Consider the following 17,731-nt stretch of genomic DNA (forward strand, 5'->3'; position numbering starts at 1 on the left):
TTTCTACAGCATGGCCAGTCGCGACTTCAGAATGGCCGCCTGGGCCTCAGCCTCGGCAAGGGAATTGCGTGCGCCCTGCACTACCTCGGCGGGGGCTTTATCCACAAAGCCGGTGTTGCTTAGCCGTCCCGAGAGCGACTTGATTTCTGCCTCGACCTTGCCCAGGTCTTTCTCGACTTTGGCTCTTAGCGCCTCTACATCGACGATGCCGGTCAGGGGAATCAGTACCTGCACCGTGCCTGTGACCCCAGCAAAGAGTTTTTGGGGTGGTTCGGCTGGGGCTTCAGCAGGGGCGATCGCGCTGCTGTCACTGCCGGTTTGAGGCACCGTAGACTCAGGAACGGGCCGGGGCCGGGGCGTAGATGGCGGTTTAGGGGAGGCTGAACCAGAGCCCAGCACCTTGCGCTGCCAGGTTTGATAGGTTTGGTTGAGCTGCTCGCGATCGCCCTTGGTGAGCAAATTTTGCCGCACAAAGTTGAACGCGACCCAAAGGCCGACCAGCTCCATCAGCGTGCCAAACAGTGGCGTGCTGTCGACTGCCGTCACCAAAGCCCCGGCAAACTTCAGCCCCACCAGCCCCACAAAAATCCACAGCAGGGTAAAAGCCGGACGGCGAATAGTGGCAAAGAACGATCCGGCATAGTGCAGAGGTTCTTCGAACAGGGGCAGCATGGTGTGCCAAAAGTCTTGCACCTCGGCCACCACGGGGTTGTCGCTGAGCTTTGCCAACGGGTTGAGTTCTGCCCCCGTTTCGCCCCCTGCTTCGACAGCGTGAGCGGTGGAAACAGGCTGCTTGCCACCGAGAATAACCAGGGTGTCGATTTTGCCCAGGTCTTTGATGTAGTCGGCGGTTTCGTGCAAAATGTGACGCTCGTCAGCGCTCTCACTTTCTAGAATGGTCTCGATTCGCAGACTGGGTTTAATACCCGCCTCAGCTCTTAGATTGCGCACGGTGCGCACGGTGTTAAACACCAGGGTAAACTGCTGCTCCAGATCGTCATCCATCAGGTCGTCAAAGGCGGTGGGGTAGGGCTGCACGGCGAGAAACTGGTCATCGCCCACCTGGTTGAGCGTGTGCCACAGCTCCTCGGTAATGTGAGGCATAAACGGATGCAGCAGCTTGAGAATGCCGTCGAGCACGAAGGCCAGAGTTTGCTGAGCGGCGGTGAACTTCGCCGATCCCTCTCCCTGGAGGCGAGGCTTGACCAGCTCAATGTACCAGTCGCAGAAATCGCCCCAGACAAACTCGTAGAGATCCTTGGCGGCTTCGCCCATGCCGTACTGGTCGAGGTTGTCGCGTACGCTCTGCACTACCCGGTTAAAGCGAGACAAAATCCAGCGATCGGCCAGCTCAAGACTGGCCAGATCGGGTGCGCCCAGACTGGCGGGAGACTGCCCGCCCAGGTTCATCATCACAAAGCGGGAGGCGTTCCACAGCTTGTTGGTGAAGTTGCGGCTGGCTTCTACCGAAGCCGACTCGTCGGTGTTGCGATCGTACTCCAGGCGAATGTCCTGCCCGGCTCCGGTGACTTCGCGAATCAGGGTGTAGCGCAGGGCGTCGGTGCCGTACTTGTTGATCAGCACCAGCGGGTCGATGCCGTTGTTGGCCGACTTCGACATTTTTTTGTTGTTTTCATCGCGCACCAGGCCGTGAATGTAGACGGTCTCGAAGGGCATGGTGTCGGTAAAGTGCCCGGCCATCAGGGTCATGCGGGCCACCCAGAAGAAAATAATGTCGAAGCCGGTGACCAGGGTGGTGGTGGGGTAGTAAGTCTGGAGGTCTTTGGCCGATTCATCGGGCCAGCCCATGGTTGAGAAGGGCCACAGGCCGGAGGAAAACCAGGTGTCGAGCACGTCGGGGTCGCGGGTCAGGGTCACCCATTCCCCAAAGCGCTCAGTGGCCTTGGCTTTGGCTTCCTCTTCCGTAGCGGCTACCACGAAGGGGGTGTTGTCGGTAATTTCACCGCCGGTTTCGCTCACGGCATACCAGGCGGGAATTTGGTGGCCCCACCACAGCTGGCGCGAGATGCACCAGTCTTTGAGGTTAACCAACCAGTCGCGGTACACCTTCGTCCAGCGCTCGGGCACAAACTTGGGCTCTTGGCGGTTGTCGAGATAGTCGAGCGCGTTGTCTGCCAAAGGCCGAATTTTGACGAACCACTGGGTGGAGAGTAGTGGCTCAATGGGCACTTTGCCGCGATCGCTGTAGGGCACCGTGTGGTGGTAGTCCTCGATTCGGACCAAAAAGCCTTCGTTATCGAGCTGACGCACCACCGCACTGCGGGCCTCGAATCGATCTAGCCCCTGAAAATGGGCGGTGTTTTCGTTCATGGTGCCGTCTTTGTTCATGACGGTAATCATGGGCAGGTTGTGGCGCTGGCCCATGGCAAAGTCGTTGAGGTCGTGGGCGGGGGTGACCTTGACACAGCCGGTGCCAAAGTCTGCGTCCACATACTCATCGGCAATCACCGGAATTTCGCGGTTGACGAGCGGCAGCGTTAGAGTTTTGCCAACCATGTCGCGGTAGCGATCGTCGTTGGGGTTGACCGCCACCGCCGTGTCGCCCAGCATGGTTTCGGGGCGGGTGGTGGCCACTTCCAAATAGCCTGAGCCATCGGTAAAGGGGTAGCGGAAGTGCCACAGGTGGCCATCGACCTCGCGCTGGTCAACCTCCAGGTCAGACACCGCCGATTGGCTGGCGGGGCACCAGTTGACCATGTAGTTGCCCCGGTAGATCAGCCCCTCGTCGTAGAGCTGGGTGAAAGCGGTCAGCACCGCCGTATTGAGCCCCTCATCCATGGTGAAGCGCTCGCGCGACCAGTCGACCGAGACGCCCAGCTTGCGCAGCTGGTTGACGATAGTGCCGCCCGACTCGGCCTTCCATTCCCAGGCGCGATCCAGGTAGCGATCGCGCCCCAAATCCTCCTTACTGGTACCCTCTGCCTGCATTTGTCGATCTAATATGGTCGCCACCGCGATGCTGGCATGGTCGGTACCGGGCAGCCACAGGGTGTTGCGTCCCGCCATCCGCTGGTAGCGCACCAGGGTATCGATCAGCGCGTTCTCAAAGGCGTGGCCCATGTGCAGGCTGCCGGTCACGTTCGGCGGCGGAATCACCACGCAGAAGGGCTGGCCGGGGTGGTCGGGGTCGGCCTTAAAGACCTGGTTTGCTTCCCACTGGGTTTGCCACTTCGTCTCGGTCTGAGTGGGGTCATACTGGGCAGAAAGCGTGGGAATGGAGGCCGTCATCGCAAAACCTGGAGCGTGGAACCGTGCTAACAGACAGTGTACCTATCGATTCTGCCATTTTAATAGGGGTTGCCCGGTCCCTTGCGATCGCCTCGAAAATCCTGCTCAATGGCTTTAACCTGCCCGCTAGGGATTCAGCAGAGCCAGCGCCCCCTGTAACTGCTCTTTGACCGAAGCCGCCGATCGCGCCAGCGCCTCCTGTTCAGCGGTTGTTAGCGACAGTTCGAAGATTTCTTCAATGCCCCCCTGGCCCAAACGACAGGGCACCCCTAGATACAGATCGTTGAGCCCGTACTGGCCGGTCAGGTGGGCGGCCAGAGGCAAAATACGTCGCTGGTGCCGCAGCATCGCTTCCACCATCACGCAGGCGGACGAGGCCGGGGCATAGTAGGCACCGCCCTGCTTGAGCAGCTGCACAATTTCGGCACCGCCGTTGCGAGTGCGATCGATCAGCGCAGTCAGGCGATCGCTGCTCAGCAACTCGCTGACCGGAATGCCGCTGACGGTGGTGTAGCGGGGCAGAGGCACCATCAAGTCGCCGTGGCCGCCCAGCACCATCGCCGACACATCTTGAGGGGGCACCCCCAACTCCCAGGCAATAAAGCGCTGAAACCGGGCTGAGTCGAGCACCCCGGCCATGCCCATCACCCGCTGGGAAGGCAGTCCGCTGGCCTTCCAGGCCAGGTAAGTCATCACGTCGAGGGGGTTGGTGACCACAATAATGCTGGCCTGAGGCGACACCGCCAGCGCCTGACGCACCGTTTCTACCACAATTTTGCCGTTGACCTGGGTGAGGTCGTCGCGGGTCATGCCGGGGCGGCGGGGTAGCCCAGCGGTAATCACCACAATGTCGGAGTTGGCGGTGTCCTGGTAGTCGTTGGTGCCGACGATGGTGCGGTTGTGGCCCTCGCTACCCGCTGCCTGGGCCAAATCTAGCGCCACTCCCTGGGGCCGCCCCGCCACAATATCGATCAACACTACGTCGGCCAGGTTGTGCTCCAGCAGGCGCTGGGCCAGGGTACTGCCCACGTTGCCAGCCCCCACGACCGTAACCTGGCCCATGTTGACCTGACTAGACGAGCGAGCAGACGAAGCAGAGTAGGCGGTCATAGCGTTAAAGAGGTTAGGAGTAGAAAAATGGCAGCGATCGCAGAGCCCTAGCCGTTTAGACAGCCTGTTTAGCCGAGCACGCCCATATTCTGGTCGATGACAGCCCCTTTAGAACTCTATTGTTGTGATTTAGATCATGCCCAAATGTGACCATTAGCACGACACTTTTGTGATTGCCCAGACCTTTTTTGAAAGCTTACTGACACTTCACAATTTGAGCATGAGCGACTTCCGAGAAATAGGGGATGCTTAGACATAGCCCCAGAAAACTGTTCCTGAAATCGTTCCTGAAGTCGGTTCTGCCATGAAAAATATCACCTCCATAAATTGCCCCCTGATGGTGGAGGGGTTAGTTCCTGTAGACGCCATTCCACCTGAACATGACAGCAGTGCCCTAGTTGCCGATATCGCCGTATCACCCGAGTGCAATATTCGTCTCTTTAATGCTGGAGACACCATTTTTACAGAGGGTAGCTCTGCCGACCGGGCATACATTATTGAGTCGGGCTACGTCGAAATATTTGTGGGGTCTGGGGAAGACTCGCTTCAGCTCAACGTGCTAGGGCCAGGCGATATTTTTGGTGAAATGGGCATTATCGATGCCTCGCCGCGATCGGCCTCAGCTAAAGCCATTTGCCCCTGCCGCTGCATTGTGGTCTCTGCTGCCCAGGTGGCCGAGCGCATAGAATCATCATCGCCCATGGTGCGGCTCTTCATTTCTATGTCACTGCACCGCAACCGGGCCTACAACGCCTACCTCAAAACCCTATCTACCCCTCAGGTAAGCTTACCCAGCCCTGCTGTTTCCGAAAAAGCCTATGCTAAAAATCAGCAGTATCAGCAAATTTTAGACGACATCAAACTGGAGTCTGATCTGCAAAACGCGGTGCGCAACGACGAGCTTTTTTTGGTGTATCAGCCGCTTCTAGACCTAAATAACCAAAGGATTATAGGGTTTGAATCCCTGCTGCGGTGGCAGTGCCCCCAGCGAGGTTTGGTAGCGCCCCAGCAGTTTATTGCGCTGGCGGAAGAAACATCGCTAATTTTGCCCATGGGCGACTGGATATTAGAGCATGCCTGCGCTGACTTGCAGCGTTTTCAAGCCCAGCTCGATTGCATTGGTCAGAGCAACACCGACTTTTTTATTAGCATCAATATTTCGGTGAAGCAGTTTCAGCAGCCCAACTTTTTTGATCGGCTGATGGCCTGCACCCAGCGCCATCAGGTAAACGCCCAGCAAATTAAGCTGGAGGTTACCGAGCGCATCTTTTTAGATGAAATAGAAGCGATTGATTCGATTAGCAAGTGCCGCGCCGCCGGGTTTGAGGTTTCGCTCGACGATTTTGGTACCGGCTACTCTAGCCTCAACTACCTGGAGCGTTGCGAGATCGACTGCCTCAAGATTGACAGGTCGTTTATTCAAAAGCTGTGCAGCAGCGATCGCGCCAAAATTTTAGTCGGCGCGATCATCGATATCGCTCGCCAGCTGGGCCTACCCACCGTAGCTGAAGGGATTGAGACCCCGGCCCAAATGGCAGCTCTGCGAGCTATGGGCTGCGACATTGGCCAAGGGTTTTTGTTTAGCCAGCCGCTACCGCTAACTGAGGCGCTAGGGCTGGTAGGCCAGCCCCTAGCGATCGCCCCTATCAACCCCGCCTAGAGCGACCAGCAGCGATCGCCACCTGACGGGTCGGCAGCAGCCCCCGCTGGGCCAGGTAGTCTTGCAGCTGCCGGGGTTTCATCTTGCACAGGTCTTTGGCCAGTTCTTGCACCTGGAGTCGCCCGTTACTCCCCGCCAAACAACCGCGCAAAATCCCCAAAATCTGCGGTTCTGCCACCAGCACCAGGGTATTGAGTTCGTACGCTGTCGCTAAAGATTCCATCTGCGCCCCAATCGCTTGGGCAAAGCGGCGCTCAAATTCCACCAAATGATTGCCCCGGTGGTCATCGTAGCTGTGACCCCGGCTGCCGCTGCCTCGGTTGCGGCCCGTTTTGGTGTTGGCCCAGAGGTCTTGGCCCGCCATCTCTACCGCTGGGTTGAGGAGTTCGCAACGTTCGGTCAGGTCAGGACCAGACTCTAACTCTGGGGCGTCCAGGGGTTCTAAGGTTAAAAACCGAGCTTTGGCACCATCCACTACGGCTACGAGGAAACGAGTCATAGGATCTCCGTTGCTATTGGGTTTCGTGGCGATCCTAACAACTCAATAGGGGGCTATGGGGAGCATGTATAAAGGTTAATTTCTATTCAAGAAGAGTTAAAAAAATCGTGCGTACGGAGGCACTGTCTGTTTCCGTCAATGCTGTTTGGCGTTGATTTGAATAGCGTTTTATTACAACACCTAAACAATGTGAGGGGTTCATGGCGTTTAGATCAAGCGGAGATGGTGGGCCATTGAAGCGGTAATGCGATCGCTAATTTTACTGAAGTACGCAAGTGGAGCACGCCACAGCCCACCAGGCGCATCAACGAGGTTATGCACGTGCTTACCCACTACGTGTTGGCAGAATAGAGCTAACAATCAGCTTGCTAACGCTAGTTCGTAATGCAGCGCTAGCAACTCGTCCGATTTTAAAATCGCTACGGCGTATTCACGTCCCTCTAAATCAGCGAATTCAACCAAGTAGCTGGGCTGATCGCCAGCATAGACTTCTAGCACAGTGCCGACTTGCCCAACCGGTAGGTGCTGAATAGATTGATACTCAGACTCAACCAAAGTCAGGCGATCGCGGGCGATCGGCTTCAAGTTTGCAACCGTATCAAGGCTAGTCAGGGCTGGCATAAGACTTATTTAATAAAGGCTGACACTAAACGAGGGTTAGATTGATCAACGCGAATTTCCCAAAGGGTTCGTAGCACAACAGAGCCTTGATTACCTATTGCCCAATCTACTTTATATAGCTGGCCAAACGCGGTGTTGTCCTGCTGAACGACTTCTCCTTCAGTTGCCGCTTGAGCAATAAGCTGTCGCAGTTCATCGGCGTTACCAACTGTGATGCCTAACGCTGATGCAAAGACTCTAGCTTTGTGCTTACCCGATGAATGATTTGGATTCAGACAGTAATTCGTTAGCTTATCTATGGAGATAACCGCATAAGCTCCATTTGGCAACTTCATGCGCCTATCCTTAAAAACCAAATTGGCTTTGCCACACCAAACCTACAGCAGCATCGCAGCCCGCTCGGCCAGGCTCGATCGCTCCCCTTTGGCCAGGCTGATATGCCCCGCCAGAGCTTCGCCTTTAAAGCGCTCGACCACGTAGGTGAGCCCGTTGCTTGACGCATCAACGTAGGGGTTATCGATTTGCTCGGGGTCGCCCGTGAGAATAATTTTGGTGCCTTCCCCAGCGCGGGTGAGGATAGTTTTGACCTCGTGGGGAGTGAGGTTTTGAGCTTCATCTACAACGAGGAACTGCTTGGGAATCGATCGCCCCCGAATGTAGGTCAAAGGCTCGATCTGCAATAGCCCCTGCTCAATCATCTCTTCGTGGCCGCGTCGCCAGTGTTCGGGCCGACCACGCATATCCTGGGTGCCAAAGATCAGGTCAAAGTTGTCGTAGAGGGGCTGCATCCAGGGGTTGAGCTTGTCGCGAATATCGCCGGGCAGGTAGCCAATGTCGCGGCCCAAGGGCACGATTGGGCGAGCGATCAACAGGCGCGAGTAGAGGCGTTCGTCGGCGACTTTCTGCACCCCGGCGGCGATCGCCAGCAGGGTCTTGCCCGTGCCCGCCTTACCCACCAGCGTCACCATCGAAATCGAGTCTTGCAGCAGCAGCTCAAAAGCAAAGCGCTGCTCGCGGTTGCGGGGCTGCACCCGCGACACCCCGGCATGGGGCAGCTTACCCAGGGGTACCAGTTTGCCACTGCTGCCCTGTACCAGGGCCAGAGCGGTGTGGGTGGGGTTGGTCTCGTCTACCAGGGTAATGGCCTGGTTGGGGTACAGCGGTACATCCAGCTTGAGGTGGCCGTCACCAAAGAGCTGGCTAATCGCCTCGGCGGAGGTCATGACCTCCAGGGTGCCAGTGTAGAGATCGTCAATATCGATCTTGTCGGTTTCGTAGTCTTCCGCCACCAGGCCCACGGCATCGGCCTTAATGCGCAGGTTGGTGTCTTTGCTGACCAGCACTACGGGCCTGTCGTGGTGGTGCTTGTACTCCATCGCCACGGCCAAAATGGCGTTATCGCCCTGGTCGCCCTCTAGCTCAGCGGGCAGCTGCCGCAGGGTATCGCGGTGGCACAGAGCTACTTTCAGGGTGCCGCCCTTTTCTAGCTCAATGCCCTGCACCAGTGAGCCCCGCTGGCGCAGTTCATCCAGCCTGCGCGATACGTAGCGAGCATTGCGGCCCGTGTCGGCAGTGCCCTTTTTAAAGCGATCGAGTTCTTCAATAATGGTGATGGGCAACACCACGTCGTTGTCCTCAAACCTGAACATTGCCATCGGATCGTGAAGCAATACGTTGGTATCGAGGACGAATACTTTTTTCATAGAATAGAGAACACAGGGGACACGTACACCCAGCCCATGCAAATAGTGACTGCGCCCGCTGAGCGGGTTTGCTGCCTAGGGCGGGCTATTTTCAGGAACAGAGGGTAAATGCCAATTCCTGCCAAGACACCACTTCTGTGGGCTTTCAAGGCAATACCACAACCACAATCCTAGAGTGGCTGTTTAGACACTGTAACGGATTTCTTCCCGATTCCTGAAAGTAGCTGCTAGCCCAGGGCTGCCCGTCCTCGTTTACTATGGCCTATGAGTCGTTCCTACTGAGCCTTTCCCGTCACCCCCGGAGCCCCCATGCGTCTATCCCAAATGCTGTTTGTCACCCTGCGGGAAGAGCCAGCCGAGGCTGAGATTCCTAGCCACAAGCTGCTGCTGCGGGCAGGCTACATGCGTCGCGTTGCCAGCGGGGTCTATGCCTATTTGCCCCTGCTCTGGCGGGTGCTGAACAAAATTTCAGATATTGTGCGCGACGAAATGAACGCTACCGGCGCGCAGGAGTGCCTGCTGCCCCAGCTGCAGCCCGCCGAGCTGTGGCGCGAGTCGGGTCGGTGGGATACCTACACCAAGGCCGAGGGCATTATGTTCTCCTTGATCGATCGCCGTCAGCAGGAGGTCGGCCTTGGCCCCACCCACGAGGAGGTGATCACGGCGATCGCCCGCGACATGATTCGATCCTACCGGCAGCTGCCGCTACACCTTTACCAGATTCAGACTAAGTTCCGCGATGAGATTAGGCCTCGCTTTGGCCTCATGCGCGGGCGCGAGTTCATTATGAAAGACGGCTACTCATTCCACACCGATGAGAGCAGCCTGAAAGCCACCTACCAGGAGATGTACACCGCCTACAGCAACATTCTGCGCCGCTGTGGTCTGGAGTTTCGGGCAGTGGATGCAGACTCGGGGGCGATCGGCGGGTCGGGCTCGACTGAGTTTATGGTGCTGGCCGAGGCGGGCGAAGACGAGGTGCTCTACACCGAAGACGGCAAGTACGCCGCCAACGTGGAGAAGGCTGTGTCGCGCCCGATAGATGCCGAGCCTTCGACCTTTACGAAATTTGAAAAACTGGAGACCCCCAACACTCCCACAATCGAGTCGCTGGCTAAGTTTCTCAAGTGCTCGCCCACCCAGATTGTCAAGAACGTGCTGTACCAGGCGGTGTTTGATAACGGTCGGGTGGTGCTGGTGATCGTCAGCATTCGCGGCGACCAGGATGTCAACGAGGTGAAGCTCACCAATGAGCTGAGTAAGCTAGCCGCCGACTATGGCGCTGCCGCCGTGCTGTCGCTGGGAGTGCCCGACGAAGAGGCCCAGCGACAGTGGGCCGCTAAGCCCCTGCCTCTGGGCTATATGGCCTCTGACCTCGGCGATGACTATATTAAGGGCGGCAAAGATATCGAACCTAAATTTCTGCGCTTGGTCGATCGCACCGCCACCGACCTCAAAAACTTCGTCACCGGCTCCAACGAGTTGGGCTACCACACCGTGGGCGGCAACTGGGGCAAAGACTTTACTCTGCCCAAAACTGTGGTAGATGTGCGCAAGGCGGCGGCAGGCGATCGCGCCCTGCACGACCCCAGCCAAACCCTGCAAACCGCGCGCGGTATCGAGATCGGCCACATCTTTCAGCTCGGCACCAAATATTCGCAAGCGCTGGGGGCCACTTACACCAGCGAAACCGGGGCCGAGCAACCCCTGGTAATGGGCTGCTACGGGGTCGGCGTATCGCGGTTGGCTCAGGCGGCGGTAGAGCAGTCCTACGACAAAAATGGCATTGTCTGGCCGGTGGCGATCGCCCCCTACCAGGCAATCGTGGTGATTCCCAATATGGGTGATGATTTACAGGTCGAAGCCGCCAAAGCCATTTACAAAGAGCTACTGTCAGTGGGGGTCGAGGCGCTGCTCGACGATCGCGACGAGCGGGCCGGGGTCAAGTTCAAAGACGCCGACCTGATCGGCATTCCCTACCGCATTGTCACTGGGCGCGCTCTGGGCGATGGCAAGGTCGAGGTGGTCGAGCGGGCCACCGGCATCGTTCAAGAAGTGGCCCTAGCCGAGGTGGTCGCCCTGGTCAAGGGCTGGATTGACGAAGAACTGCTGGCCAGCCGCTAGCCACTCTCACCCCCACGCTAAGGACGGGCCATGGAACTAATCACCATTATTCTCTCGACCCTGCTGGGGGTAGTGGCCTCTGGGGGTGTCGTGGTCGATACCCTGGCCGAGGCGGCCCTGCGTGACCAACTGGCTGGGGCCGAAACCCTGCAGGTGCGCATCGACAATGTGCCCAACTACCAGCTAGCAGGCGGTCGCATCGACCACACCCGCATTGCCGCCCGAGGAGTAGAAACCCGTCAGCTGCCCGGTCTACGCATTGACTCAATTGATTTAGAAACCGATGCCGTGGATGTCGATCTAGGTCGCCTGCGGCAGGGCGAGCTGGTGCTGGATGAACCTGCCCAGGCGGCCCTGCGCCTGCGTCTCAAAGACGACGATTTAAATGCCTTCTTTCAGTCACCGCTGGTGCAGGGCTGGCTCGATACGCTGCAGTTTAGCCTACCGGGAGCAGCGGGCGATCGCGAGCAAAATCGCTACGGCCTGGTCAACCCCTCGCTGGAGTTTCTAGAGGGCGATCGCTTTCGCGTTGTGGTCGACCTCCAAGACCGAGTCACCGAAGAAAACATTGCTATTAGCATCGACCTGGGGTTGGCCATTCTCAATGGCCATCGGTTTGCCTTAGTTGACCCCACCATTACCGTAGACGGTGAAGAAACCCCACCCCAGCTGCTCGAATCCTTTGTGCAGGGGGCTCAAGAACGTCTCACCCTGAGGCGGCTAGAGACCTTAGGTGTGGTAGCCCGCGTGCTCAACTTTAAAGTCCGTGACAATGAGCTAGATATTGCCATCTTTGCCAGAATAGATCCAACCTCCCCGTTCTTAACTCGGCAGCCAGCTCAAGAAGCTGTCCCTCCACTCCCCTAAGCTAGCTTGGGGTGACCTAGGCTAAGAATGTGACTCCCGTTTGGTAACTCACCATGCACTACAGAAATAAGCTACGGCAAATTCCCCTCGGCATTCTGGCCGGGTTGACGACCTTAGTGCTGGCATCGGGCGGGTCCGTGGCCTGGTTTACCTGGCGCGCCCTCAACCCAACTCCCCCGGTAGCCGAGTTTCCAAGTATCGACATCGAAACCGACCCTATGCTGGCGCTGCCAGAGGTTTCGGCCCCGGTCACAACTCCCAATGTTGACGAAACGGCTCCCAAAGACCCTGTGATCCAGCCAGCTCCGGCTGAAGTTACCGGCCAGGTCTACTGGCTAAAAGACGAAGGTACAGGCTTTGCACTGGTACCCCAGCCTATTACCGTCGCAGCCGATGCCTCGCCCTCAGAGCAGATCACCGCCGCATTTAGCGATCTGCTTTCAAAGGCGGGCGACCCTAGCCAGCAGGCGTTTAGCACCATTCCTGAGCAAACCCAGCTGCTCGACGCCTCCGTTGAAGCCGACGGCGTCCACGTCGATTTGTCTAGCGACTTTCAAACCGGTGGCGGCAGCGCCGCGATGATGGGCCGACTGGGTCAGGTAATCTACACCGCCACTGCCTTTAATCCCGATGCTCCCGTATGGATTTCGGTCGATGGCAAGCCGCTGACGCTGCTGGGCGGTGAGGGGCTTGAAGTCAGCCAGCCCATGACCCGCAGCGACTTTGACGAAAACTTTGCGCTATAGCACGGTGAAAGTAAAGGCATTTAGTCTCGTCTCTGCTTGGTCTCTTGCGATATCTAAGGTCGTTAGCTGAGCGGAGTCGAAGCCAGGGCGATCAACTTTAGCGGAACGGTCTACAATGAGTACCCATGTTCCACCCCTTAGAGCGCCCTATGGATCTGTTCGCTACGGCCCTGCCCTCCTGCCGCCTCGGCAAAGTGGTCAAGTCTAACTCCCACTGCGACTATGTCGTGCAGGTAGACGATGCCCAAGATGTTTGCTCGCCGCCATCACCCGAAGAATGCGGCTTTGGCCAGTTTGTCAGTTTTGATGGCGATCGCCACTGGGCCGTAGGCTTGGTCTACAACTCGCAGCTGTTCAATCCGCTATTTTTCAATAGCGGGCCACGGCTCTCTAGCGAACCCGACCCGCTCTTTACCCCCGACCTCGTGCAGGAAACGCGTACCCTGCTGGGGATAGTGCTGGTGGGCACGCTAGAAGGTGAAGGCAACCAGCGCTATGGCAAACACGGCATTCCTCGGGTGGTGGTGCCTGCCAACACGCCCGTGTACTGCCTGCCGCCAGAGCAGGTGCACAGCTTTCACTGCAATCAGGATGGGCAGACGCAGTTTAGCTACTACAGCCATTTACTCAGATCGGGGGGCATGTTTGCGGCCCAGTTGGCCCAGCAGGTGCTGACCGAATTGGTGGACAGCGGGTTATTTACCGGAGCTGACCAAAAGGCACTGATGGTGCTGGGTAAAGAGCTAAGCTGGAAAAATACTCTGGGAGCGATTCGGTAAAAAAGGGAGAGGGGATGCGATCGCGCGATCGCATCCCCTCTCCTTTGGTTCTCTATAACGGGTTGCTACAGCGATTAATCTAGACGGCCAGACCAGCGGCAATCTCAGCCTGCAAACCGCTGATCATGCCGGTCGCTTCTAGCTGCGGTAGCAGCAGGTTGGCACTCTCGGGTAGAGCAATGCCCAGAGACGCCAGGGTATCCACCCCTAGGGAGGGAGACTCTAAGGTATTCGTTAGGCCGCCCAAGTCGTTGAGAATGTCCTGAGCGCTGGGGATGCTGGCGGCGATCGCCTCAAGCGCCCGCCCAGCCGGATTGGTCAAGTAATCTTCAGGCATTTGATCTGGCGTGCCATCTCCAGGCCCTACCAGCGGGTTAGACAGAGCCACAAACCCCAGCAGGTCGCGGTTGCTGCCGTCGCCAATGGTGCCCAGGCTAGTGGCGGCCCCGGTATGCAAATCGATGGAGTACAGCATGCCGTCAGAGGCCGCAAAGGCCGAGTTCTCGCCCTCGGGGGTGGAGAAAATATCAAACCCGCCCACAATGCCAAAATCAACCCCCAGCTCGCCAATGGTGATCAGACCGCCGTCGTTGGGGGGGTTTTGCAGCACCAGCTTGTTGAGCAGGGCGTCAATGTTGTAAAGCGAGGTCTCAGTCGCCCCAGCAAAGGCGTTGATATAGGCCGAGGCGGTGATATTGGGGTTGACGCCAGCGTTGGGGTCGCCTTCGACAAAGGCCAGGGTACCATCTTCAATCACCTCGCCAGTGTCGACATTGATGCGGAAGTTTTGGTCGTTGTCGCCCACCAGGCGCAGGCGATCGGGCACGGGGTTAAAGTCAAAGCCCGACACCACACCGCCGCCAAAGGGTACCGACAGGTGGCCTCGCCGCTGGTGGGGTCAATGGTGTAGACGTTGTTGGCGGTAGTGAGCCCGTAGAGCCGACCGTCGGCGGGGCGGGTATCAATGCCCAGCAGCGTACCCTCAAGGCCGGTGATCGGGGTAGCGATAGCCTGGCTCAGGTCCTGGGAATTAAACGAAATCAGCGAGTTGTTTTCAGTCAGAGCAATAAGACGTTGCATGGGTGTCCTCATTTACAGATGCAGGCTCAAACGTTAAAAGGGCTTTCAATTGCCTGGAATGGGTACCTCGAACGATCTCGCGGTGTCTTGGTAAACTCCCCAACGGAACCGGTTAGCTTTGGCCGCGCAGCACGAAGTAGACCGAACCCAGAAGGGTTCAGTTCACTCACGGGCAACCGAGGCAGAAGTCTGAGCCGAGGGGCTTTTTGAGCTGTAGGTCGGCTGCGCAGGGGTATGGCCCCGCTGGGGGAGCTGGTGTCAAACAAGCACATGTTTGATGCACCGCCACCCTAGGTACGGAGGCTCAAGGCAATTGGTTTCTATGCCAAAAGGAATAGATTGCCCAAATGAATAGGTTGATAGAGGGACATATATCATTGCCCTCTGTCTACAGCCCTCTGTCTATAAAAGAGTAGAGAGGCAGAGCAGCAGGGGTTCGGTCCATTCCACCGTGGCCCAGTAGGTGTCGCCGGCGTGACCTCTCAAACGCCGGTTAAAGTAGGCCTCTGTGGTGATCGCCAGCCCCAGGTATGCAGTGTTGGGCGCGCGTACGTTCTTGGTGCAGCGTCAGGGACAGTAGGCGATCGAGGGGAAGACGACGTCGCCCGGTGGAGTTGTGGCCAAACAACCTATGGGCAGCCCAACACAACCCTGCAAAGCTATAACCGTTGGCTGTCAAGTGCCTCGCCTAAAAAGCCGCGCACATTCGCTACCCATTGGGTTGGCCCTGGTACAAACGATACTGGCGGTTGAGTAGGAAGAAACCCTTGACACAGTTTTCTTTCTTTAGAGGGCGTGGATTCACTATTCAGGTAATACCTGAGCCAGTCACAGCTTTTCTCAAACAGGTTTTTTTCACTAAAATCCCAAACAATTGCTTCATAAATTTCTTCATAGAAGCTGCTGTCAAGGACTGCAACAGATATAACAGCTGAATTGTCAGAGCTGAAATATACTTCCCCTACTTTATTAGAATGGCCAGACAGAGTCTGCAACTCACGTCCATTTTGAACATCCCATAGCTTGACATCTCTATCAGCAGACCCGGTGGCTAGAATCTGACAGTCGCTACTAAAGTTATAGTGTTGAATCGAGTCAAGATGGCCCTCGAGTTCAATTACTTCTCCAGTAGACGTCTTAAATGCGATGATGCTATCTTCAAATGCAACGATGCTATCTTCACTGTTTTTGCTAAGAACCCTTTCAAAAGGACAGTTTTCCTGAGTTGATGTCCCATCGGAGACAGGAGGTATTCCAAAAGAGTCACGGAGCTGATTGTCAAGATCAATGCGCGAAGTAAAGACCTTTGTATCCAGTTTTTCTTGGCTTTGGTGCCACAATCTAACGGCATTATCAGTTCCGTTTGAAACTAGCCGCTCACCATCTGCGCTGAATATGATATTTTGAACATCACCACCAGACCCTCTTAGAGTCTGGATCTCCTGCCCATTTGTTACATCCCAGACTTTAACTGTTCCATCGTCACTAGCCGAAGCGAGTCGATTTTTGACGGGATCAAAGCTGATGCTATTAGCAGCTTCCGCATGTCTACCAAGAACCCGATCAGGTTTATCCGAAGCAAAAACTGCTAGATAGTATGCTCCTATTTCATCATGGAAGTAAGATGAAACGACGATTTTATATTCTCCATCTTCCAGTAGCGAAGTTGAGAAGGAGGAGTTAGTTCCGTAATAGCCATCGTCATCTTCAAGAATTAGGTTTCCGGATGGATCTTCCAGATAAAGGTAGGTGTCAAACTCGTTGCTAGACAGCTCAAATAAAACCTTTTGGCCTGCCCGACCTCGAAATGGATAAACCTTGTAGTAAGTATATTTTTCTGAGTAGGCTTCTGCATCACGTCCTAAAAGAACATCGCCAGTAACCAGTTCATCTGCATACTCATGAATGGGTCTATTTTCTTCGCCAAGGCTTGAAAATTTCCACTCTAGTAAACTCCCATCACCACCAGCAGAGATCAATGTATCATTCAGTCCAAAGATAATATCGTGTACGCCGTCACTATGCCCTTTGACAGATAGATCTGCTCTGTCAAGCAACGAGGCAGAGAAATTATAACTGCCAAAGGAGTCTGAAGAATAAGATTCAACAAAAATTTTGTACTCATCATCTCGCAAGGATTGAAATTGGATGAAAACTTCTCCCAAAGGAGTGCTTTCATTATTAATTTCTTGGATGATTTTTCCGGATGAGTCTTCAACTTTCATGTAAATAGGAAAATCTGAAGGATTACTGGTGGCAGTAACCACGATTGTTTGCCCAGCTTGGATTGATAATGGGTAGATATCGTATGAATATCCATTATCTGTACGCGGGTCGGCTTCAGTGATTTCACCCCGGGCATCTAGCAAAGGCAGATTGTCAGGATAGGAAGAAGACAAGTCCCAGAATTTAACGGAATTGTCTTCACTTGCAGAGGTCAACCATTTGCTATTAGGGCTAAATGCCAAGGCGTTAATAGCTGCAAGATGGCCTCTAATCGTCATTTTAGGCAGACGCACGGAAGACCCAAAAGGATTGTTGTCCAATAGATCCCAGACCTGGATCGTATTGTTGCCAGCTGCGGCAAGATGTTTTCCGTCAGCGGAAAAAGTAATGTTGTTTACAATATTGTCGACATGATAAAAAGATGTTTCTGGTTCATCCAGAAAAAATGCCTCTATAGAATAAGTTCCCGTAGCTTCAGGGAAAGTAGATGTGGCAATAACAGTATATTCTCCAGACTCTGGCAGAGAAACTGTGATTGAGGAGTTGAGGGTTGCGAAGCTATCGTCATTATATGCAATTACTTGTCCGGATGAATCGACCAAAATAAGATAAGCATCAAACTGATCGCTAGACAAATTGATGGTTATACTCTGCCCAGCATTTCCGCTAAAGCTGTAGGCATCAAAAAAAGAACCTGTAGCATAGTCTTCTTGAATATTTTCTGGGGTGAGAATACCGCTGCTGGAATTTAAATTACCGTCATGCCTTAGTGCCGGAGTATCATTCTCTTGGATGGAGCCGAAGTTCCAGATCTGGATATTGCCGTCGGAGCTAGCAGTTGCCAACTTTCTCTCATCGGTTGGGTCATAGGCAATGGCAGTAACCGAACCAGTCGGCCCATAAAATCGTTTATTTACTCCTTCAAAGTTCCAAAAATCTAGGCTCTCCTGGGATCACTATGCAGCGGTTGGAGAAAAATGCCAGCAGATTAGGCATCGGAGGCGGAATCGCTCAAAATTAGTGAATCCGTAGCCAGAGCGCTTAATCAACTTCAAACGCGTGTTGAT

The 17,731-nt window shown here is 55.4% G+C and carries 13 protein-coding genes and 2 pseudogenes; 5 read left to right on the forward strand and 10 right to left on the reverse strand.

The window, feature by feature from the left end; genetic code table 11:
* Positions 1-3 precede the first annotated feature (3 nt).
* Positions 4-3,249: a valine--tRNA ligase gene (locus IQ273_RS17995; protein WP_194024546.1), complete on the reverse strand. Its 3,246-nt coding sequence runs from the start codon at positions 3,247-3,249 to the stop codon at positions 4-6.
* 126 nt (positions 3,250-3,375) lie between these two features.
* Positions 3,376-4,359, reverse strand: coding sequence for a malate dehydrogenase (mdh, locus tag IQ273_RS18000; RefSeq protein WP_194024547.1), 984 nt, complete (start codon positions 4,357-4,359; stop codon positions 3,376-3,378).
* Positions 4,360-4,663: 304 nt separating this feature from the next.
* On the opposite strand from mdh, the gene IQ273_RS18005 reads away from it, so the two are divergent.
* Positions 4,664-6,019: an EAL domain-containing protein gene (locus tag IQ273_RS18005; protein ID WP_194024548.1), complete on the forward strand. Its 1,356-nt coding sequence runs from the start codon at positions 4,664-4,666 to the stop codon at positions 6,017-6,019.
* Here the strand turns inward: IQ273_RS18005 and IQ273_RS18010 are convergent.
* From IQ273_RS18010 to IQ273_RS18025, 4 genes are all read right to left on the reverse strand, one after another.
* Complete coding sequence (locus IQ273_RS18010; protein WP_194024549.1) at positions 6,006-6,518, reverse strand: host attachment protein; 513 nt, start codon at positions 6,516-6,518, stop codon at positions 6,006-6,008. The genes IQ273_RS18005 and IQ273_RS18010 overlap by 14 nt on opposite strands.
* Before the next feature lie 360 nt (positions 6,519-6,878).
* Positions 6,879-7,139 carry a DUF4926 domain-containing protein gene (locus IQ273_RS18015; protein WP_194024550.1) on the reverse strand — a complete coding sequence of 87 codons (261 nt, stop codon included), beginning with the start codon at positions 7,137-7,139 and terminating at the stop codon, positions 6,879-6,881.
* 5 nt (positions 7,140-7,144) lie between these two features.
* The gene (locus IQ273_RS18020) at positions 7,145-7,474 is read right to left on the reverse strand and encodes a DUF6883 domain-containing protein (protein WP_194024551.1); all 330 of its coding nucleotides are present in this window, start codon (positions 7,472-7,474) and stop codon (positions 7,145-7,147) included.
* A 42-nt stretch (positions 7,475-7,516) separates the two neighbouring features.
* Positions 7,517-8,842: a PhoH family protein gene (locus IQ273_RS18025; RefSeq protein WP_194024552.1), complete on the reverse strand. Its 1,326-nt coding sequence runs from the start codon at positions 8,840-8,842 to the stop codon at positions 7,517-7,519.
* A 309-nt stretch (positions 8,843-9,151) separates the two neighbouring features.
* Between IQ273_RS18025 and proS the strand changes: the two genes are divergently transcribed.
* From proS to IQ273_RS18045, 4 genes are all read left to right on the forward strand, one after another.
* Entirely contained in the window at positions 9,152-10,966 is a 1,815-nt protein-coding gene (proS, locus tag IQ273_RS18030) for a proline--tRNA ligase (protein ID WP_194024553.1), read from the forward strand.
* A gap of 30 nt (positions 10,967-10,996) precedes the next feature.
* Entirely contained in the window at positions 10,997-11,833 is an 837-nt protein-coding gene (locus IQ273_RS18035) for a DUF2993 domain-containing protein (protein ID WP_194024554.1), read from the forward strand.
* Positions 11,834-11,886: 53 nt separating this feature from the next.
* Complete coding sequence (locus IQ273_RS18040) at positions 11,887-12,579, forward strand: GerMN domain-containing protein (RefSeq protein WP_194024555.1); 693 nt, start codon at positions 11,887-11,889, stop codon at positions 12,577-12,579.
* A gap of 125 nt (positions 12,580-12,704) precedes the next feature.
* Positions 12,705-13,358 (forward strand): hypothetical protein, encoded by a 654-nt coding sequence (locus IQ273_RS18045; protein WP_228053309.1) that lies wholly within the window; start codon positions 12,705-12,707, stop codon positions 13,356-13,358.
* Positions 13,359-13,437: 79 nt separating this feature from the next.
* On the opposite strand, the pseudogene IQ273_RS18050 reads toward IQ273_RS18045, so the two are convergent.
* The 4 genes and pseudogenes from IQ273_RS18050 to IQ273_RS18060 all read right to left on the reverse strand — a co-directional run bounded on the left by IQ273_RS18050 (position 13,438) and on the right by IQ273_RS18060 (position 17,731).
* A pseudogene (locus IQ273_RS18050) lies at positions 13,438-14,450 on the reverse strand (DUF4394 domain-containing protein).
* A 647-nt stretch (positions 14,451-15,097) separates the two neighbouring features.
* Positions 15,098-16,942, reverse strand: a complete 1,845-nt coding sequence (locus tag IQ273_RS18055) for a pre-peptidase C-terminal domain-containing protein (protein ID WP_397198135.1) — start codon at positions 16,940-16,942, stop codon at positions 15,098-15,100.
* 57 nt (positions 16,943-16,999) lie between these two features.
* Positions 17,000-17,563 (reverse strand): annotated as a pseudogene (locus IQ273_RS35840) (pre-peptidase C-terminal domain-containing protein); the annotation flags it as partial.
* Positions 17,564-17,620: 57 nt separating this feature from the next.
* Positions 17,621-17,731: a transposase gene (locus IQ273_RS18060; protein WP_397197044.1), complete on the reverse strand. Its 111-nt coding sequence runs from the start codon at positions 17,729-17,731 to the stop codon at positions 17,621-17,623.

Source organism: Nodosilinea sp. LEGE 07298, from assembly GCF_015207265.1.
Taxonomy (GTDB): Bacteria; Cyanobacteriota; Cyanobacteriia; order Phormidesmidales; family Phormidesmidaceae; genus Nodosilinea.